Source organism: Haloferula sp. BvORR071 (assembly GCF_000739615.1).
Lineage (GTDB): Bacteria > Verrucomicrobiota > Verrucomicrobiia > Verrucomicrobiales > Akkermansiaceae > Haloferula.
In genome coordinates this window covers 1-26,027 of record NZ_BATP01000018.1, presented here as the reverse complement: position 1 = coordinate 26,027, position 26,027 = coordinate 1, and the positions used below count along the sequence as shown (strand labels likewise).

Here is a 26,027-nt window from a genome sequence, read left to right as displayed (position 1 = left end):
AAATCTTCAACTGGGATATTTCTCAAACTTCGGCAATGCGGGATTCAATGCATCCCAGGGATGCGCGTCTGAAGTCCACACCTCCACCTGCGGGTTGAACCAGCTCGGGTCATCCAGGCTCGCGGTGCGGATCGCCGCAAATTGCGGGGCGGCGTCGGGCTTGATCACGATCGGTGAGCCGCAATCGGAGCAAAAGCCACGACGGGTCATGCCGCTCCTTTCGCTGGGCGAGGCATGGAAGCGCGGCGTGCCCTGCACCAGCACGAAGGCCTCCGTCGGCACGATCAGGAAGGACGAAAAGGGCCCGCCGCTGGAGCGCTGGCAATCCCGGCAGTGGCAGTGGAGCATCATCACGGGTGCTGCGCTGGATTCGTAGCGGATCGCACCGCACGCGCATCCGCCTGAAAAGGGAGTAGGGATCGGATTCATGGAATGATTCGTTTGTCGATTGGTTCAATGAACCCGACGAACAGACCTCCATCTTCAGGACATTCCTTTTCCTATTTCGGAAATTTTGTCCCGCTTCTCATGCTTCCCGGAAGACCCCGCCTTGCGCAAGGCGGGTAATCACTCCGCCAGACCAATCCACAACGCATCATTCATAAAGGACTGCGCGTAGCCGTAGGGCATCGCGCGGTCCTCACCGCTGCCGGAATCGCGGATCAGGAAGACCCCGCCGCCCGGCTGCGCCGGATCATCGTGGTAGCCCACCAGCAGCACGCTGTGGCCGTCGAAGACATCCTCCGCTCCGCAGGTCTGGAGCACGCCGTCCTTCCACGCTGCCTCCTTCGGCCAGCGGAAGCCGCCGCACACCGGCCAGCCGGAGTTCAGGGTCTGCTTGATCGAGGCGAACTCGTCCGCGCTGAGGCCCGTCTTGGGATTCCACTTCTTCAGCCAGTGCTCGGAAAGGCCCAGTGCCATCGTCTCCCCGGCGGAGGCTGCCGCCTTCTCATCCGGATTCCGCTCCGCATCGAACTTCCGGCCATAAGGCATTTCGTCCTCAGCGCATACACCGTGGCGGGCGAAGCCCTTCCACATATCGGAGAAGAAGCCACCGTCGCGGGCCTGCTTGCGTTCTTGGTTCGCTGCCCAGTTCACATAGTCCACGCTCAGCCGTGCGCCCTTCTTGCGCGCCTTGCCCAGCGCGAACTCCAGCCCGCCGGTGAAGGTGAAGACCGAGCAAGTCGGCCGGCTGCCTTGCCGACGAGGGCCGAGATCCCATGTCTTGAGCACCGGCCTCAGGTCCGCTTTCGCGGGCAGTTCGGAGGCTCCTGCACCGGCGCTCCATCCCAGCAGGAGGGAGAGGGTAAGGACGAGAAGCCGGGAGTTCCGTAGCTGGATCATTTCACCCCCTACGCGGTGGAGGCCCTGCTGGTTTCATTCCTATCGAGGGCGTCGTGAGAATTCTCCCAACTTGCCTGTCGCGATGTGAAGGGGGCGGGCGGTTCGCGCAACGCTTGCCTAGGCCTCGGGGATTTTCCGGCGGGACTTCCTCAATTTGTTGTCGTCGGCGATTAACGCGGCGCATTCCTCCAAAGTTGGGATCGTTCGGTCCTCGGCGATCCTGTGAAAGGCTCCGCAATTGTCATCAGCGCACCCGCAGGGAATAACCCGCACTGGATGCCTCGTGAGACTCATGCGTTTGCGCCGCGCGTTCATGCGCTGTTCGCTCTTCACGGTGTCGATGATTGCATCCCGTTTCAGGAATTTGCCCGCCATAAGGGGAGTGATGATATATCCAACGCATTCAGGATAGCAAGCGCGGTGCTTGGATGCAATGAGCACAGGAGCCGGAGGCGACCACTGCGACGCGACAAGGCGAGCTTCGCATCCTCACGCGCCGTCTGCGGCTTGTTCGACCTTGGCGATGTCGATCTTGACCATCTCGCACATGGCTTCCATCGCGCGCCGGGCACGGTCCCGGTCGGGATCGCTGATGAGTTCCATCAAGCGGGTCGGCGTCACTTGCCAGAAGACGCCCCAGCGGTCCTTGAGCCAACCGCAGGCCACCTCGGTGCCGCCATCGGCCGTCAGTGCTGTCCAGAGCCGGTCCGTCTCAGCCTGGTCCTCGCAAGCAATCAGGAAGGAGACCGCCTCGGTGAAGGTAAATCCCGGCGTGTTGAGCGCAAAATATTGGGTTCCTGCTAGCGTGAACTCGACCATGAGAACGGTGCCGGGTTCGCCTCCCTCCGTCGCCATCGGCGAGTGGGTGATCTTATCGATCCGCGAGTTGGGCAGGAGCGAAACGTAGAAGCGGGCTGCCTCCTCGGCTTGGCCGTCGAAGGTGAGGAATGGTGTGATCTTTTGCATGAGTTTTGATGTAGCTGGTTTTTGGGGAACGTCGGGACGCAAAAACCGCCGAAGCTCAACCGCCACATGGGGCGGCGCAAGGGGAACTTGCGGGCTCCCCTTGGCACGGGTCACGGAAGGCTACCTGGGACTACTCCTCGGTCATGGGGAGCAAGCGAGAGTCTTCCAATGCCGCGAGACGGTGCCCCATGCCCGCGAGATACTCCTGGTTCGAGGCAAACTCCAGGAACGAGGACACACTGGTTTGGCGGACCAGCATCACGGCATCCCAACGTTCCTCGCTCGGGCCGATGAGGAACTCTCCGCCTCTCCCGAAAAAGATGACCTCGCCCCCGGAGTTCTCCAGGAATGGACGGGTGTGCTCCATGTAGAGACGGTAGGCTGCTTCTCCGCTGATGGGTGAGGGCAGCGCGAGATCGGGTGCAGCGGAATAGTCTGCGATCTCGCGGAAGCGCAGCAGGTTGAGCATCACAACGCTGCCGGAAATCTTGCGGGAAAAAAAAGCGCGGCCCGATTCCTGGGTCGGCTCGAAGTAGGCTTTGGTCGGCATGATTGGTTTACAGGGCGGGCAGCAGAATGAGTGGCACGGATTCAAGAACCGCACCCGTTCATCAGCGATGCGGACAGCCTGGCCAGCAGCAGGGCCGGCGCATGCCGCCTTGCATCTTGTCGATGCCGACCCTGATGCGCTTCTCCCGTGTGGCCTCCTGCTTGGCGGATGTCACCCAGCAGATCCACTCATTGCGTGCCAGCGGCGTGATATCGCCCCACAGGCTTTTGGCCGCGGTATTGGCCGCGATGGCTTTCCGGAAATCTGCCGGCAGTTGATGGACGGTGCCGTCCCCAAGTTCTTGCGTGCTCATGCTCGGTGCCTAGCCCTCAGAGGAATGGGCCGGTGGTGTCTGGAGTCGGTCAATGATGCGAAGACGCCGGACCACAAGTTCGTCGATCTCCAGCCGGCGGATCCGGGCACGGCCGATTACCAGGCGGCCAATCGCGAGCGCTCCGACGGCCAAGGCTCCGACCGCCACCGACGCTAGCACCAAGGTTCCGATCGCGTGTGCTCCAGTGGCGCTTGCTCCGATCGCTTGCGCGCCGATGCTGATCGGCGGTGAAGAGCAAGCACTCGGACTGCGATGGTGGGGCGAAGGCTCGGAGGAATATTCGATCATTGCTTCGTTCGCTTGGAGGCCGTGTGGCCGTGAATGTGCACCAGGACTCTATCGCGGCGACGAGAATATCAGGGGATGACCGTGTTCTTGGCCAAGGTCTTGAATCTCTCTCCATCGTCCTGGACGACCGTGATGGTGACGAATCCCGACTTGCTGGTCTTGATGTCCCTCACGATCCCGGACTTTCCGGCGTGAGTGCCGCTGACTACCTGGCAGCGGACTCCATCCTTCAGTTTCGCGGGCGGATTGTCTTTGGGATTCATAGGGAGGGCTGTAGCTCGGAGAATGAATGCCGGAATGGTGGGGGATTCAAGGATGGACGCGGATCAACTATTTCGGAACCAGCACTTCCTGGCGCCCGTCCTTGTTGGTGAGCTTCACTGAACTGCCTGCGCCCTCGGCGAGGATCTGAACTCCACTCCAATCCCTTCGCTCGGAGTCTCCGGCCAGGCTGATTCCCGAGCCATCCACGGATCCGCCGATTTTCACTACCGGTCGGCCATTCGGGTCAATCAAGCGGAAGAGGGCTCCCTCCGGGTAACTCTTTCCATCGGGCATGGTGGTCGGCGTGGTCACCAGGATCTGTGACCGGACTCTGCCTTGCTCGTCGACGATCTCCAGCGAGCGGGCACGCAAGACCGGAACGACACCTTGCTCGGCCACCGCGGGACGCAGGCGCATTAGAATGAAAGCGAGCAGGACCAGATTAATTGCCGTGAGCGCGAGCGCAATCCCTTGGGTTTTCATGACCGGTTCTTGAACTATAGCTGCTCGAGCAAGCTGCGGCGAATCGGGAACTCAAAGCTCGAGGGCGACCTTGCTGCTAGTGCCAGTCCAGGAAATACCGCAGCCAAAAAATTCCAGAAGCGGCGGCAAATATCCACGTCCACTTTTGAACGCGAATGAAGAAAAGCGATCCGTCCTGATCGAGCTCGAACTCCTTGCCGGTCTCCTTGTCGATGACGATTCGCTTCGGCTTCTTGTCGAGATACCTCGCGAAAAAGAAGTTCCCCAGTCCTCCGATCAGGAAGCTGCAGGCCCACATCAGGTTGTGATCCTGCAGCGGCGGCTTGAGTCCGCTCGCGGCTTCATACACTCCCTGCGTCAGGGCCATTCCCGCCAAGAGTATCATCAAGGTCAGGAAGCCCTTGCCAGAGAAGAAGATCATTCTTCGCGATATGCTAGAGGTCCGCGGCTGGCCTCGCAAGAGTGTTCCTGATTCCAGCCATCCGGATCGGAACAGAGGCGGAAATGAAACACCTGCGGCGCGGACCTCGTAGCGAACCCAGGCTGGTGGCGGCGAGGATCGCTTGCTGCACCCGTTTTTTCAATATGAGCCTGCGCTTCAAAAAGGTCTTCGTGCTGCTCTTGGGGGCGCTTGGCTTGTCAATGCTGTCCCGGGCGGAAGTTCCACAGGTCGGGGAGACCTCGAAGACGGAGCCCGCCAAACCTGCGGTCAACCCGGAAGCCAGGGTACGGGCGCAGCTCCTGCATGAGATGATTCACGGTGCCTTGCAGGTGATGCACCGGGATTACTTCGACCCCAACGCAAAGGATCCGATTCCCTCTTCGGCCTTGGAGGATGTCTTTGTCGAAATGAAGCGCGGCTGGGACGTCGATATCCGCTGGCTGGCGGTCAACGGCAAGGCGATGAACATCGATCATGAAGCGCGGAACGCCTTTGAGAAGGCTGCGGTGAAGTCGCTCGCCGCAGGCGGGGAAATGCACGATGCCGTGGCCGACGGCCGCTACCTTTATGCTGGTGCGATCAACCTCGGGAATTCCTGCCTGAAATGCCATGTGCCGGACCGCCAGTCACTGGAGAACCGGAAGGCGGCCGTCGTGATCTCGATGCCGCTTGTGATCGATGTTAGAAAAGACAAATAGCCAGTTCCGCCTTGCTCCGATCGGTGGAATTCAAAATTCAAAGACCGATCCCGCCGGGGTATTTCTCCCAGGCATTACTCTCCGCAGCCTGCTTCAGGATCGCATTCCGCTTCACGAGGAAACGGCGCATGTAGTGGGTGAGGACGACTGCGTCGAAGATGCGTCCCAGCGGACCCAGCGGTGACTGGAATTCGAAGCGGTCACGCATGATCGTCCTGCCGTCCTGGTCCTCGAAATAGTGATCGTGCTGCATCCGGTGGAACGCGCCCTTGAGTATCACATCCTGAAAGTGGCGCGGCCGGTCAAACTTCGTGATCTTCACGCTCAAGCGCTGGGTGATGCCGAAATGCCGCGCCTCCCAAGTGACTTCCTCGCCAAAGCCGATGAGACCTGAAGTCACTCCCGCCACCGCACGCTCATGCGTGCCCTCGGCGCTGTCCTGGTGGGCATCGATGCTGCGCGCTAAATCGAACACTCTCTCCACGGGAGCGTCGATTACAGTCTGGAGTTCGATTAGCGCCATTCCCGTTCGCCCAACAGCGCCATGGTCTGCAAAGGCGCAGGGATATTCAAGGCCGCGATCCGCGGCGCAGCGGAGTGGGTGCCCAACAAGGGGAGCGATATCTTCCATTTTTCTGTCCAAGGACCGCGGAAGCAGACATGGAAATAACAACAAGACCACCCATGCGAACCATCCTCTATTTCCGCGAAGGGAACTCCGACAAAGTATACCAGACCGCGATCGAGCCGGCTGAGGGAGGCTTCGTGGTGAACTTCGCCTATGGTCGCCGCGGCTCCACCTTGCAGACCGGAACCAAGACGCAGCGACCTGTATCGGAAGAGGAAGCCCGCAAGATTGCCGCCAAGCTCATCGCCGAGAAGCAGGCTAAGGGCTACACGATTGAAGCTGACGGCACCCCCTTCCTATCCACGGAGAACGAAGGCAGGGCCACGGGAATCCACTGCCAGCTGCTGAATTCAATCGAAGAAGATCGGGTTTCCACCTTGCTCCAGGATTCCCGCCATGTTCTTCAGGAGAAGCACGACGGTCGACGCATGCTCGTCCGCAAGCAGGGGAGCGAGATCATCGGCATCAACCGCCGCGGTTTAGCCGTCACGCTTCCCAAGGCGATTGAGAACGAAGCCCGTGAGATCCCCGGGGACTTCCTGATCGACGGCGAAGCGGTGGGCGATTTGCTCCATGCCTTCGACCTTTTGGAGGTGGTTGGGAGTGACACACGGCAGTGGGGCTTTCTGGACCGCCATGATGGCTTGATCCGGCTCCTCGCCAACGGTTCTGCGATTCGCGCAGTGAGCATCTTTGTCGAGCCAGCCGCCAAGCAGAAGGAATTCCTCCGCCTGCGGAATGCGGGAGCCGAAGGAGTTGTGTTCAAGGACCGCACCGCTCACTTCCATGCTGGACGACCCGCCTCCGGTGGCACGCAACTGAAGTTCAAGTTTGTGACCACCGCCTCCTTCATCGTGGGAGCCGTGAACAATCGCCGCAGCGTCGCCCTCTTGCTTCTGGATGACGACAAGGAGGTTCCAGCCGGCAACGTCACGATCACTCCGTCTTTCGATCTGCCCGAAGTGGGAGCCATCGTGGAGGTTCGTTACCTCTATGCCTTCAAGGAGAGCGGCAGTGTCTATCAACCGGTCTTTCTGGGCGCGCGTGATGACCTGGAGCGCGCGGATTGCACCTTGGACCAGCTCAAGTACAAAGCCGGGCAATAGCCCGGCTCAGCGCTCATCTATGCCAGGAGGCATTTCGCCAGCCGGCCCGTCATCCAGCATCGTTCAAGAGCTGGCGACGGGCGGATGGCGGTGTGACTTGGGCAATCAGGACCTCGAGGACCGTCGGCTGCGGAAGCAAGCGCCTCCTAACAGAAGGCCTGCCAATCCCAGCATGCTTCCGGGTTCGGGAATGGTGGAGAGTTGCTGGGGAACGGGACCGATCTGACCTACGATCAGGTCGTTGCCACAGGCTTGCGTCAGATAAAACGACGCTCCGTTCGCCTCCAAGGCACTCGCAATCGGGGTCAGGTCAAAAGTCGCGAACCAGTTCGGCTCACCCAAATTAAGGTCCGGGTTGAAGGCGTTGTCCAAATAGGCGTCATTCACGCTCAACACGGTGGCCAATTTTGTCACCCCAAATTGAGTCTCCGATCCAGGCGTGAACTTGTAAGGTCCCGCTACTTCATTGTCGCCGAACCAGACCGACGTGAGCACAGATGACGGAGTCAGCTGGTAGATGCTGTAGGTCAGTTGATTGGTGCCCGAAACCGACAGGGTGATGGCGTAGTCATACCCGAAAACCGAGTTGGACTGGGTCTCGAAGCCGTTTGTTCCATCGTTCGTTCCCATCGGCGCGCGGTTCGGGCCGGTTTCGATGAAAATCGTCGAGATCCCGAACAAGTTATGAGAGGGATCGGTCAGCATCGTGGGGTTGTATCCCCCTACGTAGGCAAGGGTATTGCTATCCTTGTCGTAGCCGAGGGCCCGGAGGTCCCACGGATCGGTGGCGAGGTTCCCGACTTCGACCTCTTTGTATTCGTAGATGCCGCGGGGATCAGTGCCGTAGCTGTGCCCGGTGAGGCCGTCAAAGATGGTAATGTCAGTGAGTGCTGCTTGGGCAAGGGGCGCGGTGCAGGCAAGCAGGGTCGTAAACAGCAGTGTCTTCATTTTTTGGGGGGTAATCCACCGACATATCAACACGGGGGGCGTGAAATGTCGTCGCGGGGGTTCGAGTGCCCGGAGAGAGGGCAAGGATTTCGGCACCCATTCGGCTTTATGTGGCGCATTTGTCAATCGCATTCGATTGCCTATGCGCAAGCCAAGCGCAGTTAGATTAGTTTGGAATAATGCGAACTTAATGGGTTTCCTGCGCTAATTCAATGTTTCCGAGTCGATGGGGCGGCTGGCTCAGGCCATTTACCTCAGGGCGGGGGCACCTTCAGTCTGATGAAGCGTTGTGCAGCGGCGGAGACGGGCGTGTTGTCGCGCACCTGCAGGGTGGTGGGATTGTCGATCTCCACGGTCGTTCCGGCACTGGTCCAGGGGACGGGCGCGGAGAGGTCGCCGCTCACTTCCACGATCGGCTGGATGTCGAATGCCGTGGGGTTCTTCGTGACGGTGAGGCGGAGGAATTTATCCGCGCCGATCGTCTCAAGATCCGCAATCAGGCCACCGCTGTCCGGGAGCAGGGGATTCAGGCCGAGCGCATATTCGAGCAGATTCACCCAGGCGTCGTGATCCGGATTGTCGAGATAGCCGGCGGTGCCAGGTGCGGGGTTGGCACCGAATTTCGCGAGCGTCCATTGCTCGATCGGCGGAGGATCCACAATCGAGATCGTCGCAGTGGCGGTATCCGTCTTCAGCGAATAGAGGCCGCCGGTGCCGTCGTCCTGGACGCCGATTTGCAGTGTTACGGTCAGGCCGCCGTGCAGCCCCGTGCTTTTGATCACGGAGATCGCGCCGCTCTGTGGATCGATCCCAAAAGCGCCGAAGATGTTGCCACCGAGGATCGCGTAAGTAAGCCCGTCCCCGGTCGGATCGCTTGCTGCCACCGTGCCTACCACCGTGCCATTCGGGGCGGTGGTCTTGGTGGTGAAGGAGTATGATCCGTGGCCGAACATGGGAGGAAGGTTGATATCGAAAGCCTGAAGGGCACTGCCCGGGATGATGGTCCGCGAGGCAATGCCCGGCCCCGTCCACGCGACCTGCACGAAGTCGTCACAACAGCCGTCCTTGTACAACGCTTCGATGTAGTAACGCTGTCCGGCGACGAGATTGACCGGCGCGGAAGTCTGCGCGGGGAATTTCGTGAACTCGTTGCGCGCGGAGTAGGTTGGGACATTGGCGATCGGCGTCGCACCCGCGGGATCGCTGCTGTTGCTCAGGAGCAGACGGCCCTCATCGTCACTCGCGATGTAGAAGGTGTAGGCGCCGCTGACGGGAGGGATCACGTAGGCGCGGATCCGTGAGCCATAGAAGTCCGAGTAATAGGTGACGGTATCAAAGGCGGCGAGAGTCCGGGTGTTGTTAGGCCAATCCGGATAACGCGGGTCACTCAAAAACGGGGCGAGGTTGTTCCCATTGATGTCCTCCCAAATCTCCTGCACGATGCCATTCACGGTGACGGCGCTGGCGTTGACAACATTGACCGTTAGGGTGGCTGTGCCGGTCAGGGCAGGCGAGCCGCTGTCGATCGCGCTCACGGTGAGAGTGTAGGAAGGCGTGGTGGCCGCATTCAGCACCGTGCCGGTCTTCACGGAGAGCTTGCCCGTGGTGGGGGCGAGATTGAAGGCAGCCGCGCCCGTACCGCCCGTGATGCTGAATGAATGGCCGTCACTTGGATTTGCATCCTTCACCGTGACGGTCCCGATCATCGCGCCGCCGTAGGTGCCTTCGCGGACCTTGAAGGTCGCGGCCGGGATCTGCGGCGCGTAGTTCTGGCGGTAGGGTGCTAGGTGAGCTCCCGGAATGATCTGCTGGGTGATACCCGGACCTTGCCACGCGACTTGCACATGGTCGCCACCTCCGGCCTCTTTCTGCCTCGCCTCGATGTAGTAGGGGGTGCCCGCGGTCAGCGTGATGGGAGCCGATTGCTGCGCGGGATACTTCGTCCATTGAAAGCGGTCCGAGTAACCGTTCACCGCGGCACGCACCGTGGCCCCGGCCGGATTCGCGTCCGTGCCGATCCGCAGCTCACCGTAGTCATCGGTGGAGATCCAGAAGGTGTAGCTGCCGCTGACTGGCGGGATCAGGTAGCCGCGGACCATGCTCCCGTAGTTGTCACCGTGCTGGATGCCGTCAAAGCTTGTCAGGTATTCCTCGGTGTCCGGATTGCCCGGGAAATTTGAGTTGTTTGTGAGCGTGTCCAGCGTAGTGCCGCCGATGTTCCCGAAGTAGGTCCTCACGATGCTCCCGGCTGAATATCCGTTGGGGATATTCAGCACCTGGATCGTGACCACAGAGGTGGCCGTGGCGGCTGGCACCGCTTGATCGGTTGCCCGGATGCTCAGGTTATAGGTGGATACCAAGCTGGCTTCCAGGTCGGCGGCCACGGTGATTTGGCCGCTTTCGGCATCGAGCGCGAAGGCCCCGCCGGTATTGCCGGCCACGATGGAGAAACGCGGGAAGTCGAAATGATCAGGATCGCTTCCCGAAACCTGGAACACGGCTGTGCCTACCGCCGTGTGTTCGAGAATGGTGACGGCTCCTCCCGTTAGGATCGGTGCCTCGTTCACGCTCGTCACGCTGACCACCACGCGGATGCTTTCATTCTTCGCGGGATTCACGCTGTCGGTGATCGCCACGAAAAGCTGGATGGTCGCCGGATCATCCCACTGGGTGGAGAGTGTCTCGAAGTCCAATTGCCCCGGGTTCGCCACCGTGATCGCACCGCTCGTGGGGTTGATGGCGAAGGCCCCGCCCGCGTTTCCGGAAGCGATCGCGAAGCTCAGCGGATTCGCACCATGGCTGCCGCGGGGATTGACGTTGCCGACCGGAGTCCCGTTCGCACTGTTTTCCACCACGCTGAAACGGTCCGGCTTCACTCCGCCGGCGACCGTGCCAGTGATGAGATAGGCACCGTTGGACGCGTAGTCCGAATAGCCGTCCACCAATGGATCTCCGAGGCCCACCCCGCTCACACGCAGAGTGTATTCACCCGCACCCAGGTTTGCGGAGACAGTCGCATTGAGTGCGTTGGCGGGATTGGCCGATGCGACGAGGTTGTTAGAGGAATCATAGATCTCCGCGAGCAGATCGACATCCGCCCCTTGGTTCACTCCGCTTGCCGTGAGTGAAACCGCGCCGCCGCTGGTGACAAAGCGGAAGGCGTCCACATCCGTGCGCTCTTCGAGGATGCCTCCGTTCGAGACGCTGTTGTCGGGCAGGATTTCCAGGTAGCCCGCGGTCGCGAGCACCGGCCCGTAATCATCTGCCCGGTAGTCCAAGCTGTTGTTGTTGTTCGTGATGATCGCAAGGTCGTCCTCGGTGTTGCTCGGGTTGGCATACTCGCCCTTGGACCACTGGCTTAGGATCTGGCGGTCGCCAGCACCCATGATCGGTGCCCACGCGGTCTCGCCCGAGCCTTGGCCCGCGTAATACACGACCTGTGCGCCGCCGGGCGGATTCTGTCCGTCGTGGGAGAGGCCGAGCGTGTGTCCCACCTCGTGGGAGACCACATCCGCCAGCCGTTGGTTCGTCTGGTAATTGGTGTAGAAGACCCAGCAAACGATATCGTAGGTCGAGTTGAAGCTGTAGAACTGGGCCACGCCGCCATTGTTCGGGGCCGCCGTGGTGGTCGTGCTGATTAGGACGTGCTGGCGGCTGTTCAGCGGTGCCTTGTCAAAGACCAGTCGGTCCGTGGTGACGTTGATGTTGAAGCCCTGATAGTCCTCCGCCACGCGCTGCCAGATCTCCTTGATCCGTTCATTGCCCACGCCCGGCGGTGCCTCCGCATCGTAATTCCCCCAACCCACGAGCGGCCCCTTCTCACCATCGAAGTCGATATAGATCACCGCCGCCGCGCCCGGCAGGCTTTGCAGTGGCACGATGCCTTCCTGATACTCGGGAAAAGCGATATCCGTCGGGTGGGATGGCGGCGCATTCAGGTTGCGATCCGTCGGGGCAGGGGAATCCGCCGGATCGGGAGCGGGAGCCGGGAAGTTCCGACAGATCACCTGATCGAGTTGATGCGCGACCAGCATCGGGGTGCCGTCCTTCCCCGTGGGATCGATCCGATAGGCGACCTCGCTGCCATCGAAGCGCACCGAGCCGCCGAGCGCACCGGCGACACCAGGCAAGGTCTCGCGGGTGAAAAAATAAAAGCCGGGCCCCGGAGCGCTCAGGCGTCCCTGCACCAGCAGCAGGCCGTCGCCATCCCTCCGCTGCAGCTCGATGCTTCCCTCCGCTTGGCGTCCGTCCGGCAGAGTGAAGGCGACTCGCTGTGCTGCCAGATCCGCGATCTGCTCGAGGAAATCCGGGGGCAGCGCCAGCGCTGCGATTCCTGGGAGAGGACCTTCCGCCGCAGTCGGTTCCCGTCGCGCTCCGGGATGCGCTGGGATGGTTTTAGCCACCGGTATCGCCACCGCACTCGTCGCGATCGTAGAGGCTTCGGGGCTCGCGGAAGCGCCTGCCATCGGCACCGTCGCTTCCAGCACAGGATCTGCCCCACGCGGGATCACAACTGTCACCGGAGTTCCCGCTGCCGGGTGGGGGGCGGCTGGTCGCCGCAGCCAGAAACAGATGCCGAGGCCCAGCAAGGGTAAGACAATCGCCAGACGAGTGACTGCGGGAGTTTTCACAGGGGGAAGGAGAGCCCAAGAGTTAGGGGGAGTTCGCGTATAGCACGCCGGAGGGGGACTGGAAGAACAATGGATACCGTGAGCAAACTGTCACACGGGGCCGCAGCCATTCATGTGCCAGATATCGGTATCATTTCCGCTCCGACCGAAACACGCGGCCGAGTCCATACGCCTTGAACGCGCCCGGGCTCTGAGGTCCGCCGAACCGCTAGTGGGGCTGCGCCTTCGGTTGTGCTTGAGGATCGTGACCAGCCTCCGGCTCCGCAGGGCCAGCGGGTTGGCCAGCGCCGCCTGGTTTGGCTGCGGGCTTGGAAAAGCGAGCGATAAGACGGTAGCGGCGGATAGGATCATTTGGCCTTCGCCAGCTCGGTTTGATTTGGATCTCAAACACGACGAGATCTTGATCCAACCCGACCGCTTGTTTCTCGGGCGCAAAGCGAATCGACCGGCTGCCCGGCTGCGGATCGGGACCAAGGGTAAAGGCGCGGTTGGCCAAAGGGTTGGATGGATCCGTGGTAACCGACAACTGCAAGAGACCTTGTGCCGTATCCACGTAAGAGAGAACGAAGCGGGCAGAAGGAAGAACTCCATCCCGGGACACGGCATAACGCTTGGCTGCCTGGGCCGGGTCGGGCTGTGACTCGATCCAGAAGCTGCCCAGCACCGGTTCCGCAAAGGCAAACTCGGCTTTCTCGAAGTCGATGCCCAGTGCTGCCAATTCGCTTGGAGTTTGCTGCACATGACGGACCTCGCCGCCGGGGCAGGGGACAGCCAGAGCGAATGCAATCCAAACGGTCTTAAGGGAAGAGTGCATGCTTAGGTGCTTCCGGGCGCATTCAGGTTACGCTTGTGGAGGAAGTATCGGGTGTGGCCAAGGGGATAGTCCTCCAACTGACCAAAGATGCTGTAGCCGAGGGCCTGATAAAATGGAAGCGCCTGGAAATCGAAGGTGTCGCAATGCGCGTGAAGACAGCCGCGATGACAAGCCTCCTGCTCTGCTGTCAGCATCAGCCTACGACCGATGCCGCTGCGCCGGACCTCGTCTGCCACCCAAAGCTGCTTGATGAAAAGCCAGTTCCAATGCGTGTAGCCGATCAGCCCGCCGACCAGCTCTCCACCAAGACGGGAAAGCGCCACCAAATCGCGATAGCCCTCCGTTGCCGCCTGGCCATCGTTGTGGCGGACGAGTGAGCCCACGATTCGCTCCAAGTCTTCGGAGGAGCAGTGCTCTTCAATGATGGTTTGGATTTCGTTCACACGAACGCGGGGAGGCGCCTGCCGGCACCCGGCTCTTGTCTCACATCCTGAAGTAATCCTCAAGCGTGCGGTTGGCGCAGGTGGAGGGATGGAAGGTCGTGCAGAAGACCCAATCTCGGACTTCTTGGTCATCGATGATGATCCGCGGCTTCGGAAGAAAGGCTTGGAAGCAATCGCGGAGCCCGAGTTCGTCTGCGATCTCCTCGCAGTATTGGGCACCGCCAGCACTCCACAGATAGAGTTCCGCACCATCCGCTTTGAGCTGCCGGACATGCGCGATCACTTCCGGAATGGGAATTCGTCTGGTGCCAACCGTTCGAATCAGAGTGTCGTCGACATCGACGTAGATGATCGTGCTCATGAGCTTCAAAGACTGATCCAATCCAAATCTCGTGATGATCAATCGAAAAGAAGAATGCCACTGGGTTTTCCTCCAAGGGGCTTTGCAAGTTCATCCATGCCTGTGCTCAAGTGCTCTGCTAAATTCCGCTGGAGGGGGCAGTTCTCGAACTCCGACATTTGTGCTTCCTTACGACTTGGAGGCCGTGCCTCCCAAAAGTTCAAGCAGCTTGACGCCCTCGGCTGCCACAATTATGGCTTCGTGTTATCGAACTAGGAGCACGGCAAAAGCAGTCGTGATAAAACTATGGCCGCCCGCAAGATAGACGAGACTTCCAAACCCGCAGTCAAGAAAGCGGCCAAGCGTCCGGCGGCGGAAGGCAACGCCGCCACGGCGCTTCCGGAGTCCATGGCCACCGGCAAGGCAAGCTCCGCGAAAGCTGCGGCCGGCGACAAGCCGGTCTTCGCCTACATCGCCAGCTTGCCGCAGCCGCAGCGTGGCATCGCCGAAAGGGTCGATGCCCTGGCTGCCAAGACGCTGCCCGGTCTGGAGCGCTCCGTGAAATGGGGCATGTCGTACTATGGTGTCGGCGACGGCTGGTGCTTCTCTTGCGGCGGCTTCGACGGCCACGTCAAACTCATGTTCATCAACGGCGCTTCGCTCAAGCCAGTGCCGCCGGTCACGCCGGTGGCCATGGGCAAGGCCACGCGCGGCGTGGAGCTTAAAACCTTGGGCGACCTCGACGAAGACCAGATCGCGGAGTGGATGAAACAAGTCACGGCCGTGCCCGGCCTCGGGGGCAAGAAGCGCTAAGCCCGCGAACGGCAAGCGAGCGCTTCGGCTTGGGACATGGCCTTTTGTGTCGAAGGCACCATCTTTGTGCCGCAGGAGAACGCCTTCACTCTGAATCCAGATCAAGACACTTGCGCATCGTCGCTTCACCATCGGTCGTGAGCACGTAGCCGCCAGGGCGAACACCAGGCTCTGAATTCGGCAGCAGGATCTTTCTTTCCACCAAGGAAACGAGAGCCTTGTCGACGTCCGACTTGGACGCCCCTTCTTCCTCGAACAGGTGCATGAAGCTGCCGAGACGCAGATCATCACCGGCCTTGAATCCGAACATGTTGAAAACTTTGAATATTTGCAGGATCGCTTCAGCGACCGGCTTCAACTTCTCTTCGTCTAGATCCATACTGCACGAATATGGGCCAATCGTGTCAGAGGGAATCAAGGGTGAATGAGGTCAGTTCTCGTAATTCACCGTCGTCAGTGATGCGTCAAGTATCACCGGATCATCGATGCGGATGGGGCCACCACTCAATACTTGAGCGTAAATCCCCCCGGAATGGGCGAGCCCATCAAGGACCTCTGGCATCCCGATGAGCTTGGCGAGATGCCGGCACGGCGGGCAGGGGCGCAGGCCGAGGAACGACACCGGGCCGATGGAGAAGGAAGAGCCGACGAGGTCTGAAAGCTGAATTCCCTCGGTAACAATGTTGCGGCGCGTGAGGCCGGGGTGAAGATCGATGCCCGATACCCGGAAGAAATTCCACAGGGCCTCGATTTCGATCAGCGTTACCTCCCGGATGCCCTTGGACTTTGAGTAAGAGCCCGTGCCAAGCGCATAGCGGTCGCCGTCGAGCCCCTTGCCCGCAATAGCTTCGATCCTGCGAACGAACTTCATCGGGGCCTCCCGCTGGTCACCGACGTAGATCTCCCTTACTCGTGCACTCATTGTCCTGCTTTACGGCAACTCACGGTCAGGAGTTTCCGCTCTCATGCAAGGCGGGGCGGAGCTGTCGCGGCGACTCTGCGCCCTTCAGAATGAGGTCGATCCCGGTGAGGAAATCGTTGCGATCGTCGTGAACTCTCAAATGTCCGGCGACGCTGTGAGCAAAGGGGTACTCGTCCGGATTAAGTTGGGACCACATCGTCGACACTGCATCGAGAAAGTGGGATCTGTCCAAGTTTCTCGCCTTGGCAAACTGCGTATTGGCCGCGTTCTGCCCACCGACGCCAAGGATGTAGTTCAGTAGTGCGCACGCCACTCCCCACTGCTCTTCGTTCGGCACACCAAGCTCGCGAACCTGGTGACCGATGCTCTCAAAAACGCGCACCATCGGCAGTTGCCCTGCGGAGTGGATGAGTGCCGAGCCCAGCCAAGGATGCCCGTCAATCGCGTCGAACATTCCAAGGGCGATGCCCCGGATGGTGGCTGCTGGTGTTGCGCCGATGGCGTTCGCCTTCAGGGTGCGGGCGACCATGGCATCGCAAGCGGCTGTCAGCAGATCGCTCCTATTGGCGATGTGCCAATAGATCGCGCCGGCCCCAGTGGCGAGTCGTTCGGACAGGGCGCGGAATGTCAGGCCGCCTTCTCCGCTGTGGTCCAGGAGCTCGATAGCGGCCTCGGTGATGCGTTCCCGCGAGAGCGGATTTTCACGCCGCTGAGGGCCACTTGCCGTTTTCTTCATGCCTGAATCTAGGGTTCTTGGAACGATGTTCCAGTAATTTGTTGACGTGTCTGGAACGGTGTTCCATTTGTGCCCCAGGTTATGGATACTCCAATCACGATCATCGGTGCCGGTCTCGGCGGCTTGACCCTCGCTCGTGTGCTTCACCTTCACGGGATTGCGGCGACAGTTTATGAGGCGGAAGCCTCGGCGGGCTCGCGAGGCCAAGGGGGCATGCTCGATATTCACGAACCCGACGGCCAGCTCGCGCTCAGGATGGCAGGGCTCTTTGAAGAGTTCCTTGGGATCATTCATCCAGGCGGGCAGGCACTGCGGGTGATTGGCCAGGATGGGCGGGTTTTGCTCGAACAGCCCGACGATGGCACAGGTGGGCGGCCTGAGGTGCCGCGGGGCGAACTCCGGCGGGTCCTGATTGAATCGCTTCCGGATGGCGCGATCCGCTGGGGACACAAGGTGGCCTCAGTGGGGCCACTTGGCGGCGGACGGCATCAGGTGACTTTCACCGATGGGACATTCGTCACGACCGGGCTGCTCGTGGGAGCCGATGGTGCTTGGTCGAGAGTCCGCCCTCTTCTTTCGGTGGCGGAGCCGATGTATGTTGGCACGACCTTCATTGAGACCTATCTGTCTGACTGCGACACCCGCCACATGGCGAGTGCAGAAGCGGTTGGCGGTGGTTCGTTGTTTGCATTGGCTCCGGGGAAAGGCATTTTCGCTCACCGCGAGCCCAAAGGGGTGCTGCACGCTTACGTGGCGTTGAACAAGCCGAAGGCCTGGATTGACGGCCTAGACCCGTCTGACCCGGTGACTGCCTTGGCCCGTATTGCAGAGGAGTTTGACGGCTGGGCTCCGGAGCTGACAGCACTCATCACCGATGCTGAGACCAAGCCTGTGCACCGTGTTCTCCATACGCTCCCCGCCGACCATCGATGGGAGCGTATACCCGGGGTGACATTACTCGGCGATGCGGCCCATTTGATGATTCCGTCAGGCGAAGGGGCAAACCTCGCCATGCTCGACGGCGCTGAACTCGGCAGGGCCATCGCCGCCCATCCCGGTGATGTGGAGGCCGCGCTCGCCAAGTATGAAGAGGACCTCTTTCCCCGCAGCGCCGCCGCTGCCAAGCAAGCCGAAGAGATGCAAAAGGTGTTGTTCGGAGACAGCGCGCCTCAGAGCCTGCTCGACTTCTTTGCCACCCACCGGCCAGGCACCTGAGGCGTCCAACTTCGCAAGCCAAGGCCGTCTCAAGGAAAGCAGAGGGCGTGGGCCCGAGTGGGGTCAGTTGACGACTAGTTGCTTAAACCGCTGAAGATCTCGGGGCTCGCCCTCAGCGTGCTCTGTCCTCGGCTTACAGCTTCATTTCTCTCAGCTAAGCTCCCTTTGCGCGGGAACTCCATGGCTCCTCGTGCTCACTGCATCAGCACATCCGCGGTCATATCGCAGACCCGCGGGCTGGACCCAGTCGTGTAAGTTCATCTCCAATTCGTGCTGGCAGGAGAGCAGGTCGGTGATCAATCGCAGCCGCTTGCCCGAAAGAAATGCAAATTGAACCAAGCCGAGCCGTCCGCGCAGCTCATCTCACCGCTCTTCCTTCTTCTCCTCCGGAGATGAAGCCTCGACTGGCGGAGCGCGATTCGGAAATCGGTGCACTAACTCTTGTGAAACTTCACCTACCTTTCTCTCCTCGCAGCGGCAACTTCCGCCGCTTTGCCTCAGCGCTCGGATGCCGCAAGGCCCAGTGCCACATGGCCGCTGCCCTGCACTTGGGCACCGAGCCCTCGCGCCAAGCGCACCAGTTCGGGATACGGATTCACCGAAGGTCCGAAGCGCCGGGTGAAAACACCGGAGGCCCGCTCCGCATCGCGCCCCGCGCCGGTCGACCACACCTGGTAGTGCAGGTGCATCGGCCCTCCATGCGCCACCGAACCGGTATTGCCCACCCGCCCGAGCACGCCTCCCGCTCGGAAGCTCTGTCCCGGCCGCACGCTCGGCGAGTCCATCAAGTGGGCGTAGTAATGCACGTAGCCTTGGCGATCGAGGATGGTCACGATATTCCCGCCCCGTGGCGACCAGCCAGCCCCCACCACCGGCCCGTGACCGCTCATCCAACTCTGCAATACCACGCCGTCCGCCGCTGAAAGGACCAAGGTCCCTTGGGGTGCGCTCAGATCGATCGCGTCGTGCGCCATGCCGTGCCGGTTGTCGGCGAAGCCATCGTGGAAGCTTACCCGCCCGTCGCGCGGGACCAGCAAAGGGAATGAGGTCAGTTGAAGTGGCATGGCGAATTCCTCCTGGCGGCTTGCTCCGCGTGGATCGCGGAGAGTGCCGTATAAGAAATTCCTGAAGGCTTGTCGATCTTTCGGTTTAGTGAATGGAGGGGTCCTTCGTTGAGGTTGCGTAGGCTCAAGCACTTCCAATAAGGGAGAGCCCTGACCATGTCCAAGCCGTCCAAGGCGCAGGAGCTAGGGGAGTCTGAGCGGGGGTCAGCGACCGGGCCCACGGGCCGCCACGATTGCAACCGCAACGCTATGCCGGGTCCGCGGCAACGCTTGGTTAGGCCGCACGTCGTAGCAACCGAAGCTCAACAAACGCGTAGTGAATGATGTCGCACAGTATCTCTCGCTGCTTAGGCGTCGGCAATGGGTCCTTCGGAATGGCCATGCAGGTAGTGCGGGCCTGATGACCCAAGCTCAGCGACTCGGCCCCACGGGACGCCCCGATTGCAACCGCGACGTTCACGCCGGGTTCGCTGCAGCGCATGGTTAGGCGTTTTCGTCATGAGAGGTAAAAATCATCCCAATAACCGCTGGTGCTGACAGTGAAGCGCTGCGGGGAACTCTTGGAAAGAAAGGAAACTCGGTCCTCGAGAAGGTAGGCGCCATCATGAATGCTGAGGTCGGTGATTGCCCTCAGCATGACGAGAGCCCGGATCCGCCCACCTGAGAATAACTCTTCGTCGATCGGGTTCCATTGGTCGTCTGTGAGAGTTACGGACATCGCTTTCGTTCAGATGATGCCTAACATCGCGATCATTTGCAAATTCGCAAAAACGCACAAGACCTCTATGGCGTCTAGAAATGCAAACTATTCAGCGAAAGTCGATTTCTCAAACCCGAAAGGAGATCACCTTCGCGGACCAATGGTGTGCAGGACTGCAATATAGTGTGCAAATATGTATGCCATTCGGGTCAGCCCTTGAAATTTGCAGCGAGCGACAAATGGACGGCCCAATTCAAGATTCAAGGGCCGACCCCTTTTGATTGGTTCTGGCACCTTCATGCATACCCGCCTTCGTAGAAATACTTGATGGTCAGTTCGACCTCGGATGGAGGCAGAAGCGTTGGGTCGGACCGCTCTCTGACCGTCGCACGAGCGCCGGTGAAGCAAGCAACGAGAACGCGGAAGCACTCCTTCCGCCGTGGGAGATCATAGCCGTGACGCGTGGACATTACTTTGAGAATCGCCGCAAGGTGTAGCCAGCCTGCAAGCTCCTGCTCCGGATTCTGGTCACGCCGAAATCCATCTTCCCAATCCGCCGCGGACTGGGGATTGACATCTGCCAATTCGGCCGCCAGATGCTCGATGCCCGCGCGCAATTCTTCGGGCAGAGTGGGATGCTGAATCGATCCAAGCTTCAGGTCGGACGCGTCCATATACATCGGCTCCGGATCATCAGCGGCCTTCACAAGCACGACGCCAGGTCGCAGTTCTGCTTTCGGAATGCGGACGACTGTTTTCGTCGCAGTGTCGTAGTAGCGAACCAACACTGGTCTTTCCTTCTGAAAGAGTCGTCGCAGGAAGTTCATTTTTGCCGAAGGTCAGAGATGCCGGGCTGCCCCTGATGGTGATGCGGTGGCTCGTTAGTCTTTGGTGTCATCATAGTCCACCAAAGCCAGATTCGAAATGCCTTCTCGTTTTACCATCACTCCAAGGAGTCTCATGTGATGGGAGACGATACGCACCGCCACAAAATCTCCGATCGCTACGCCGAACTTCGCAGAGAGAATGCCTGCCAAGGGATCGGGCTTGTCGAGAAAGCGGTCGAAGATTTTACGCATCATCTCGTTTCTGGGCTGGAAGCTGCGATCGAGCAGGAAAATACCGTCAGAACCGCCATGACTACGGGCGCGATTCTCATCGAGACCATATTGGAGTTCTTGAGGGCCGTGAGCATGGCGTTGGACTTCCAGACCTTGCCTTTCCGGCATGATTTGCGGAAACGCTCGGTGAGCGCGACGGAAAGCTTTCCAGCAGGCGTTTCGAAGGTGCCAAGCTCGCTCACTGGATTGCTATCGAGCTGGGTCTCGATGGCGGTCAGCAGATTTTTGATCTCGGAGAGTTCCATGGCTAGCGTCAGTCCTTCGGTGGTGTTAGTCCATGCAATCTCTCCTCCTCTGCGAGGAATCCGGCGAACGTGCCGTCAAACTCGATGGTCGGGTGCTGCGCGTTGATCTCGGTGCGGCCCAACCACGAGAGATGAATGACGGTGAATCGCCGTGGCTCGTGGACATGCCGGAACAATACGTTATCCGTTGCTCCCTCTCGCCAAGCAAAAGTCTGCACTGTTCGACCGTATAGCAGATGCCCGGACGGCAACTCCCGCTGAAGCTCAGCGCGCAAGTTTTCTGCGGTCGCCTCGTCTGGATGGAACCAACCCTCGGGGAGTGCTGGAAGATTGGAGGATGCGCTCATGGCGTCTAACAACCCAAGCTCAGCGACGCGGCCCACGGGACGCTACGATTGCAACCGCGACTCTCACGCCGGGTTCGCGGCAACGCATGGTTTGGTGTCATGGTTTTGTCTCTCTCAATCGGGGGGGCTGGATGGGGTCGGTTCTCACATTTTAACATCGTTTAGGGGGCGGCGCCCGCCTTGTTAAAATGCGAGAACCGACCCCATGCACGACCCCATGCAACATGCGAGGAGCGGCACTATTGAGGAGCTGACCCCATTCAGGTTGCATTGGAATCACTCGTTCAGTTTGGCTGAGCCAAGTATGGCATTGGCGCGCTCGTCCGCCTCGCTCTGTGGAAGACCTATCGCCTCGTAGTAAAAAGTAGCGACCAATGAGCTACTGCAAAACAGCAAGCAGGTGAACCGCCGCTGTGACGCTGGCTCGGAACCACTATAGCGCCCGGAATGAATGCCAGACATCTCCGATACAGATGGGGCGGTCATTTTGATGGCGGATGGCGGAAGCCCGTGCGTTTCAGCTTGGCGGCGAAGCTCCATAACTTGGTTGAAGGTGGAGAGGCGCAACGCCGGGTCCATGCGCGTCGAGGAAGGCATGAGTGAGACAGTGAGTTGCTCGTGGGTTGCGGAACTACTGAATACGATGCGCGAGCCACCGTCTTCTGAACGCCGCGACCACTCACCTGGAAGCGTAATGCCGAAGGCCTTTTCGAAGACGGCGGTTTCCTTCTTGGAGATGGTGGTTTCCTTTTGAGAGACGGTGGTCTCTTTCGGCTTGGGTTTCGAACAACCGAAGATACTGAGGATGCCCATAAGTAAGAAGATGAAGTTGGTGGTTCTCACAATGAAAGCGTGGAGTTCCCCGACTCCGCGATGATTTGCAGAATTCCAGGATGGCACAAGCTCTCCGTCTCTCGCGCGAATACAGCCTATTCGCGCAAGTAGCTCCTCTTTGACCTGCGATCCGGAGTTTGCTGCCGACCTTTAAGACGGGAACAAAAAACACCCGCCGGTTTCCCGGCGGGTGTTTTCAAATCAATCTCGACGACTGGAGCTGTTTACTCCGCGGCCTCTTCAGCAGCCTTGGCCTTCTTCGCCGCCTTCTTCTTGGCGGGCTTCGGCTCATCAGCAGCTTCGTCAGCGGCGGCGGCGACAGCCACCGGCTCTTCCTTCACTTCCGGAAGAGCGGCGAGGGTCTCCTCGTCGACTTCAGGCTGGTCGACCCACTCGATCACGGCCATCGGCGCGGAATCGGTCATGCGGGCGCCCAGCTTGGTGATCCGGCAGTAGCCGCCCTGACGGTCCTTCGAGAGAGGAGCTACTTCATTGAAGAGCTTCTTCACGGTGTCCTTCTGGCGCAGGAATGCGACCGCCTGGCGGATCGCGTGGAGGTCTCCACGCTTGCCGAGGCCGATCATCTTCTCGGCGACCGGGCGCAGGGCCTTGGCCTTGGCGAGCGTGGTGCGGATGCGGCCGTGCTCGATAAGGCTGCAGGCGAGGTTGGCAAGCAGCGAGCGCCGGTGGGCGGCGGTGCGCTTGAGCTTGGTGGTATTGCGGCGGTGTCTCATTGGGGTGGGATCCCTTTCTTAATTAGTCGTCGAGGTTCTGTGCGATCAGGTCGGCAAGGCCCACCGGAGCTTCTTCTTCCACGCCGAGGCGTGGTCCGCGGACGGCCGGCACCGGGCCGGAGAGGAGCGACGGATCGAGGGACATCCCCAGACCCAGGCCAAGCTCGGAGAGCTTGTCCTTGATTTCGTTGAGCGACTTCTTGCCGAAGTTGCGATACTTGAGCATTTCCGCCTCCGACTTCATCGCGAGCTGGCCCACGGAAGTGATGTTGGCGTTGTTGAGGCAGTTGGCGGCGCGGACCGAGAGTTCGATCTCGTTCACGCTCATGTTGAGCAGCTTCTTGAGCGCGGCGTTCTCCTCGTTGGATTCGGTCGGCGCTTCCTCGAAGTCCACGGCGTTTTCGTCGTAATTGACGAAGACGTCCAGGTGGTGGCGCATGATCGCCGAAGCTTGGAGCAGGGCATCCTGCGGGGTGATGCGGCCGTCGGTCCAGATATCGAGCACGAGCTTGTCGTAGTCGGTCATCTGGCCCACGCGGGTGGTGTCCACCGCGTACTTCACGCGGGTCACCGGGGAGAAGATCGAGTCAATCGCGATCACGCCGATCGGCTGGTCCTTGCGCTTGTTCTCGTCGCCGGTGAAGAAACCACGGCCGACGCGGACTTCAAATTCGCAGTCGAACTTCACCTTCTTGTCGAGGGTGCAGATCACCTGGTCCTTGTTGACCACTTCGTAGATGTTGTCGTCCTGGATGTCACCGGCGGTGACCACGCCTTCCTTCTCGACCTTGATCGTCAGGATGCGGGGCTCCTTGTCGTGGTGCTTGAACTTCACCTTTTTCAGGTTCAGCACGATGTCGGTGACATCTTCCACCACGCCCGGGAGGCTGGAGAATTCATGCTGCACGCCAGCGATGCGCACGGACGTGATTGCGGCACCCTCGAGGGAGCCCAAGAGCACGCGGCGGAGCGAGTTGCCAAGCGTGTGCCCGTAGCCGCGCTCGAAAGGCTCGGCGGTGAACTGGGCGAAGACGTCAGTGGCGGTGTCCTCGTGCTTGACGAGGCGGTTTGGGAGCTCGAATCGGCTGAGCTTGGCTGCGGACATATGATGTAGTGGGTTGCCGGGTTACCCTCTTGCGAGCGCGGCACGGTCGTTTTACCAATGCCAAGAGGACCTACGGCGGCTTGCGGAGCTCGCGGGGGCGGGGACTAAAGGAGAAGCCCCGGACCTTGGCAACGAATTTTTTTTCGCCCCTGATTTACGTGAAAACCCGCAGAGTTACGGGCTTTGCGAGAGTCTCTAACATTTCTCAAACAAAAATGGAGTAGCCATCTCACAGAATCGGGTGCATGCTGTCACATGAATGCTCTCGAAATTGGCCCCACAATGAAATCGAAGCGCAACCTGACTCGTTTCACTTACGAGAATACGGCATTCCAGGGATGGCGCCTCTGCGTAAGCAGAGGGGGAGTCACTTTCACCAAGTATTTCTCAGACAAGCAATACGGTGGAGGAAGGAAGGCCCTGGAGGCGGCGGAAAACACGCTCGGCGACCTGAAGTCTCTCTTGGAAGCTTCCAAGAAGGTGAATGGCCGTCTTAGCAATGTCACCGTGAAGAAGGCGGAAAAGCTGCTAGGGCCCGTGTGACCCCGGCAGTCTTCTTGCGTGTTCTGCATGCAGGGTTTGTTAATCCTGCATGACCGCTCGTCGTAATCTCGCGATCCACTGGTTTCGCCGCGATCTCCGGATCCGCGACAACCCGGCGCTACACCAAGCCGCCTCCTCCTCGGAGGCGGTTTTTGGCGTGTATATCCTCAGCGATTGGCAGGGGAGCCACCTTTGGACGGCACCCAAGCGTCAGGATTTTCTGTGCAAGTCATTGACCTGCTTGGCTGAAGCGCTTGAAGGGATCGGCGGTGAGCTGGTCATCCGCTCGGGCTGTGCGGAGGAGGTGCTGGCCAAGCTGATCGCAGAGACCGGAGCCAAGTCCCTGTATTTCAATCGCGATCCCGATCCCTTCGGCCGCGCCATGGAGGCCAAGGTCGAGGCCATGGCCAAGAGCATGGGGGTCGAGTGCCGCGGCTTCCACGATGCGACGCTCCACGGCCCGGAGGAGGCTCTGACCGGGGAGGGGAAGCCCTACCGGGTCTTTACCCCCTACAGCAGGAACTGGCTCAACCTCGCCAAGCCCGAGCCTCTGCCCAAGCCCCGCAAGCTTAACAGCCCCGGGAAGATCAAGTCTCTCGCCCTGCCCACCAACGCCCACTGGAAGATCTCCGGGCCCGAGGGCGCGGACATCCTCGCAGCCGGGGAAGCCGCCGCCCTCAAGCGCCTGAAGGCTGCCCTCGGTGGTCGGATTCAGCGCTACAAGCTCACCCGCGATGTCCCCGCCGAGTCCGGCACCAGCCGCCTTTCCCAAGATCTCCGCTTCGGCCTGCTCTCGCCGCGGACGGTCTACGCGGAGGCCATGAAGGCCCGGGCCGCCACCAGCTCCGGCAAGGAGCACGAGAGTATCGATACCTTCGTCAAGGAGCTGGCCTGGAGAGAGTTCTACATGGCAATCCTTTGGCATTTCCCGAATGTCTTGGAGGAAGAGTTCAATCCCGACTGGCGCGGCCTCTGGTGGGCGGAGCCCGGCGCGGACTTCGAAGCATGGAAGGAAGGCCGCACCGGCTTCCCGATCATCGATGCCGGCATCCGCGAGCTGCTGGCCACTGGCTTCATGCACAACCGCCTGCGGATGATTACCGCGATGTTCCTGACCAAGGACTTGCACATCGACTGGCGGCTTGGGGAGCAGTTCTTCCTCCAGCACCTCGTGGACGGCGAGATCGCCTCCAACAACGGCGGCTGGCAGTGGAGCGCCGGCACCGGGGCCGATGCCGCCCCCTATTTCCGGATCCAGAATCCTTGGCTCCAGGCGAAACGCCATGACCCGCAGGGTGCCTACATCAAGCGCTGGGTCCCGGAGCTGAAGGAGATCCCGCCCGCGCGCCTCTTCGCCCCGCCTGCCGAC

33 protein-coding genes are annotated in these 26,027 nt (G+C 60.3%); 7 read left to right on the top strand and 26 right to left on the bottom strand.

The window, feature by feature from the left end; genetic code table 11:
• Positions 1-6 precede the first annotated feature (6 nt).
• The 5 genes from BV071_RS08145 to BV071_RS08120 form a co-directional block, all read right to left on the bottom strand.
• Positions 7-429, bottom strand: coding sequence for a GFA family protein (locus BV071_RS08145; protein ID WP_035604808.1), 423 nt, complete (start codon positions 427-429; stop codon positions 7-9).
• A gap of 138 nt (positions 430-567) precedes the next feature.
• Positions 568-1,344 (bottom strand): C1 family peptidase, encoded by a 777-nt coding sequence (locus BV071_RS08140; RefSeq protein WP_035604803.1) that lies wholly within the window; start codon positions 1,342-1,344, stop codon positions 568-570.
• 489 nt (positions 1,345-1,833) lie between these two features.
• Positions 1,834-2,310 (bottom strand): VOC family protein, encoded by a 477-nt coding sequence (locus BV071_RS08130; RefSeq protein WP_035604798.1) that lies wholly within the window; start codon positions 2,308-2,310, stop codon positions 1,834-1,836.
• Between the two features lie 130 nt (positions 2,311-2,440).
• Positions 2,441-2,860 carry a hypothetical protein gene (locus tag BV071_RS08125; protein ID WP_035604796.1) on the bottom strand — a complete coding sequence of 140 codons (420 nt, stop codon included), beginning with the start codon at positions 2,858-2,860 and terminating at the stop codon, positions 2,441-2,443.
• 61 nt (positions 2,861-2,921) lie between these two features.
• Positions 2,922-3,173 carry a YdeI/OmpD-associated family protein gene (locus BV071_RS08120; protein WP_035604793.1) on the bottom strand — a complete coding sequence of 84 codons (252 nt, stop codon included), beginning with the start codon at positions 3,171-3,173 and terminating at the stop codon, positions 2,922-2,924.
• Between the two features lie 24 nt (positions 3,174-3,197).
• On the opposite strand from BV071_RS08120, the gene BV071_RS35245 reads away from it, so the two are divergent.
• Positions 3,198-3,350 carry a hypothetical protein gene (locus BV071_RS35245; protein WP_265594210.1) on the top strand — a complete coding sequence of 51 codons (153 nt, stop codon included), beginning with the start codon at positions 3,198-3,200 and terminating at the stop codon, positions 3,348-3,350.
• Positions 3,351-3,550: 200 nt separating this feature from the next.
• On the opposite strand, the gene BV071_RS08115 is transcribed toward BV071_RS35245, so the two are convergent.
• From BV071_RS08115 to BV071_RS08105, 3 genes are all read right to left on the bottom strand, one after another.
• Complete coding sequence (locus tag BV071_RS08115; RefSeq protein ID WP_035604791.1) at positions 3,551-3,745, bottom strand: KOW motif-containing protein; 195 nt, start codon at positions 3,743-3,745, stop codon at positions 3,551-3,553.
• Positions 3,746-3,812: 67 nt separating this feature from the next.
• Positions 3,813-4,229 (bottom strand): hypothetical protein, encoded by a 417-nt coding sequence (locus BV071_RS08110; RefSeq protein ID WP_035604789.1) that lies wholly within the window; start codon positions 4,227-4,229, stop codon positions 3,813-3,815.
• A gap of 76 nt (positions 4,230-4,305) precedes the next feature.
• Positions 4,306-4,650 carry a hypothetical protein gene (locus BV071_RS08105; RefSeq protein WP_035604787.1) on the bottom strand — a complete coding sequence of 115 codons (345 nt, stop codon included), beginning with the start codon at positions 4,648-4,650 and terminating at the stop codon, positions 4,306-4,308.
• 164 nt (positions 4,651-4,814) lie between these two features.
• Between BV071_RS08105 and BV071_RS08100 the strand changes: the two genes are divergently transcribed.
• Positions 4,815-5,369 (top strand): DUF3365 domain-containing protein, encoded by a 555-nt coding sequence (locus BV071_RS08100; RefSeq protein WP_035604784.1) that lies wholly within the window; start codon positions 4,815-4,817, stop codon positions 5,367-5,369.
• Between the two features lie 37 nt (positions 5,370-5,406).
• Here BV071_RS08100 and BV071_RS08095 read toward each other — a convergent pair whose 3' ends face one another.
• On the bottom strand, positions 5,407-5,892 hold the full coding sequence (locus BV071_RS08095) for an SRPBCC family protein (protein ID WP_035604779.1): 486 nt from the start codon (positions 5,890-5,892) through the stop codon (positions 5,407-5,409).
• A 161-nt stretch (positions 5,893-6,053) separates the two neighbouring features.
• Between BV071_RS08095 and BV071_RS08090 the strand changes: the two genes are divergently transcribed.
• Positions 6,054-7,103: a WGR domain-containing protein gene (locus BV071_RS08090; protein ID WP_035604777.1), complete on the top strand. Its 1,050-nt coding sequence runs from the start codon at positions 6,054-6,056 to the stop codon at positions 7,101-7,103.
• A gap of 105 nt (positions 7,104-7,208) precedes the next feature.
• Here BV071_RS08090 and BV071_RS08085 read toward each other — a convergent pair whose 3' ends face one another.
• The 5 genes from BV071_RS08085 to BV071_RS08065 all read right to left on the bottom strand — a co-directional run bounded on the left by BV071_RS08085 (position 7,209) and on the right by BV071_RS08065 (position 14,300).
• Positions 7,209-8,051 carry a PEP-CTERM sorting domain-containing protein gene (locus BV071_RS08085; RefSeq protein WP_035604774.1) on the bottom strand — a complete coding sequence of 281 codons (843 nt, stop codon included), beginning with the start codon at positions 8,049-8,051 and terminating at the stop codon, positions 7,209-7,211.
• Between the two features lie 254 nt (positions 8,052-8,305).
• Positions 8,306-12,682, bottom strand: a complete 4,377-nt coding sequence (locus BV071_RS08080) for a cadherin domain-containing protein (RefSeq protein ID WP_265594208.1) — start codon at positions 12,680-12,682, stop codon at positions 8,306-8,308.
• 208 nt (positions 12,683-12,890) lie between these two features.
• Complete coding sequence (locus tag BV071_RS08075; protein WP_035604767.1) at positions 12,891-13,496, bottom strand: hypothetical protein; 606 nt, start codon at positions 13,494-13,496, stop codon at positions 12,891-12,893.
• A 2-nt stretch (positions 13,497-13,498) separates the two neighbouring features.
• Positions 13,499-13,939 (bottom strand): GNAT family N-acetyltransferase, encoded by a 441-nt coding sequence (locus BV071_RS08070; protein WP_052573042.1) that lies wholly within the window; start codon positions 13,937-13,939, stop codon positions 13,499-13,501.
• Positions 13,940-13,979: 40 nt separating this feature from the next.
• Positions 13,980-14,300, bottom strand: a complete 321-nt coding sequence (locus BV071_RS08065; RefSeq protein ID WP_035604864.1) for a hypothetical protein — start codon at positions 14,298-14,300, stop codon at positions 13,980-13,982.
• A 285-nt stretch (positions 14,301-14,585) separates the two neighbouring features.
• Here BV071_RS08065 and BV071_RS32665 point away from each other — a divergent pair, with 285 nt between their 5' ends.
• The gene (locus BV071_RS32665; RefSeq protein WP_052573041.1) at positions 14,586-15,092 is read left to right on the top strand and encodes a DUF1801 domain-containing protein; all 507 of its coding nucleotides are present in this window, start codon (positions 14,586-14,588) and stop codon (positions 15,090-15,092) included.
• Between the two features lie 85 nt (positions 15,093-15,177).
• Here BV071_RS32665 and BV071_RS08055 read toward each other — a convergent pair whose 3' ends face one another.
• From BV071_RS08055 to BV071_RS08045, 3 genes are all read right to left on the bottom strand, one after another.
• On the bottom strand, positions 15,178-15,471 hold the full coding sequence (locus tag BV071_RS08055) for a hypothetical protein (RefSeq protein ID WP_035604764.1): 294 nt from the start codon (positions 15,469-15,471) through the stop codon (positions 15,178-15,180).
• Between the two features lie 51 nt (positions 15,472-15,522).
• The gene (locus BV071_RS08050) at positions 15,523-15,963 is read right to left on the bottom strand and encodes an MOSC domain-containing protein (protein ID WP_265594207.1); all 441 of its coding nucleotides are present in this window, start codon (positions 15,961-15,963) and stop codon (positions 15,523-15,525) included.
• 76 nt (positions 15,964-16,039) lie between these two features.
• A complete protein-coding gene (locus BV071_RS08045; RefSeq protein ID WP_035604759.1) occupies positions 16,040-16,750 on the bottom strand; it encodes a TetR/AcrR family transcriptional regulator in 711 nt (236 codons plus the stop codon).
• 81 nt (positions 16,751-16,831) lie between these two features.
• On the opposite strand from BV071_RS08045, the gene BV071_RS08040 reads away from it, so the two are divergent.
• Positions 16,832-17,965 (top strand): NAD(P)/FAD-dependent oxidoreductase, encoded by a 1,134-nt coding sequence (locus BV071_RS08040; RefSeq protein WP_035604757.1) that lies wholly within the window; start codon positions 16,832-16,834, stop codon positions 17,963-17,965.
• A 497-nt stretch (positions 17,966-18,462) separates the two neighbouring features.
• On the opposite strand, the gene BV071_RS08035 is transcribed toward BV071_RS08040, so the two are convergent.
• The 9 genes from BV071_RS08035 to BV071_RS07990 all read right to left on the bottom strand — a co-directional run bounded on the left by BV071_RS08035 (position 18,463) and on the right by BV071_RS07990 (position 24,115).
• Positions 18,463-19,029, bottom strand: coding sequence for a M23 family metallopeptidase (locus tag BV071_RS08035; RefSeq protein WP_052573040.1), 567 nt, complete (start codon positions 19,027-19,029; stop codon positions 18,463-18,465).
• Positions 19,030-19,525: 496 nt separating this feature from the next.
• A complete protein-coding gene (locus tag BV071_RS08025; RefSeq protein ID WP_035604754.1) occupies positions 19,526-19,747 on the bottom strand; it encodes a hypothetical protein in 222 nt (73 codons plus the stop codon).
• Between the two features lie 278 nt (positions 19,748-20,025).
• The gene (locus tag BV071_RS08020) at positions 20,026-20,556 is read right to left on the bottom strand and encodes a hypothetical protein (protein ID WP_265594205.1); all 531 of its coding nucleotides are present in this window, start codon (positions 20,554-20,556) and stop codon (positions 20,026-20,028) included.
• Positions 20,557-20,610: 54 nt separating this feature from the next.
• Complete coding sequence (locus BV071_RS08015) at positions 20,611-20,811, bottom strand: hypothetical protein (RefSeq protein ID WP_035604749.1); 201 nt, start codon at positions 20,809-20,811, stop codon at positions 20,611-20,613.
• Positions 20,808-21,095, bottom strand: coding sequence for a hypothetical protein (locus BV071_RS08010; RefSeq protein WP_035604746.1), 288 nt, complete (start codon positions 21,093-21,095; stop codon positions 20,808-20,810). The genes BV071_RS08015 and BV071_RS08010 overlap by 4 nt, the downstream gene beginning before the upstream one ends.
• Before the next feature lie 8 nt (positions 21,096-21,103).
• Positions 21,104-21,442: a hypothetical protein gene (locus BV071_RS08005; RefSeq protein WP_265594204.1), complete on the bottom strand. Its 339-nt coding sequence runs from the start codon at positions 21,440-21,442 to the stop codon at positions 21,104-21,106.
• Between the two features lie 276 nt (positions 21,443-21,718).
• Positions 21,719-22,285 (bottom strand): hypothetical protein, encoded by a 567-nt coding sequence (locus BV071_RS08000; RefSeq protein ID WP_265594203.1) that lies wholly within the window; start codon positions 22,283-22,285, stop codon positions 21,719-21,721.
• 215 nt (positions 22,286-22,500) lie between these two features.
• Entirely contained in the window at positions 22,501-23,010 is a 510-nt protein-coding gene (gene rplQ, locus BV071_RS07995; RefSeq protein ID WP_035604738.1) for a 50S ribosomal protein L17, read from the bottom strand.
• Between the two features lie 22 nt (positions 23,011-23,032).
• Positions 23,033-24,115, bottom strand: a complete 1,083-nt coding sequence (locus tag BV071_RS07990) for a DNA-directed RNA polymerase subunit alpha (protein ID WP_035604736.1) — start codon at positions 24,113-24,115, stop codon at positions 23,033-23,035.
• A 282-nt stretch (positions 24,116-24,397) separates the two neighbouring features.
• On the opposite strand from BV071_RS07990, the gene BV071_RS07985 reads away from it, so the two are divergent.
• Together BV071_RS07985 and BV071_RS07980 are read left to right on the top strand one after the other, a co-directional pair.
• Positions 24,398-24,658, top strand: a complete 261-nt coding sequence (locus BV071_RS07985; RefSeq protein WP_035604733.1) for a hypothetical protein — start codon at positions 24,398-24,400, stop codon at positions 24,656-24,658.
• Between the two features lie 49 nt (positions 24,659-24,707).
• Positions 24,708-26,027: deoxyribodipyrimidine photo-lyase (locus tag BV071_RS07980; RefSeq protein WP_035604729.1), on the top strand; the 1,320-nt coding region annotated here is incomplete at its 3' end.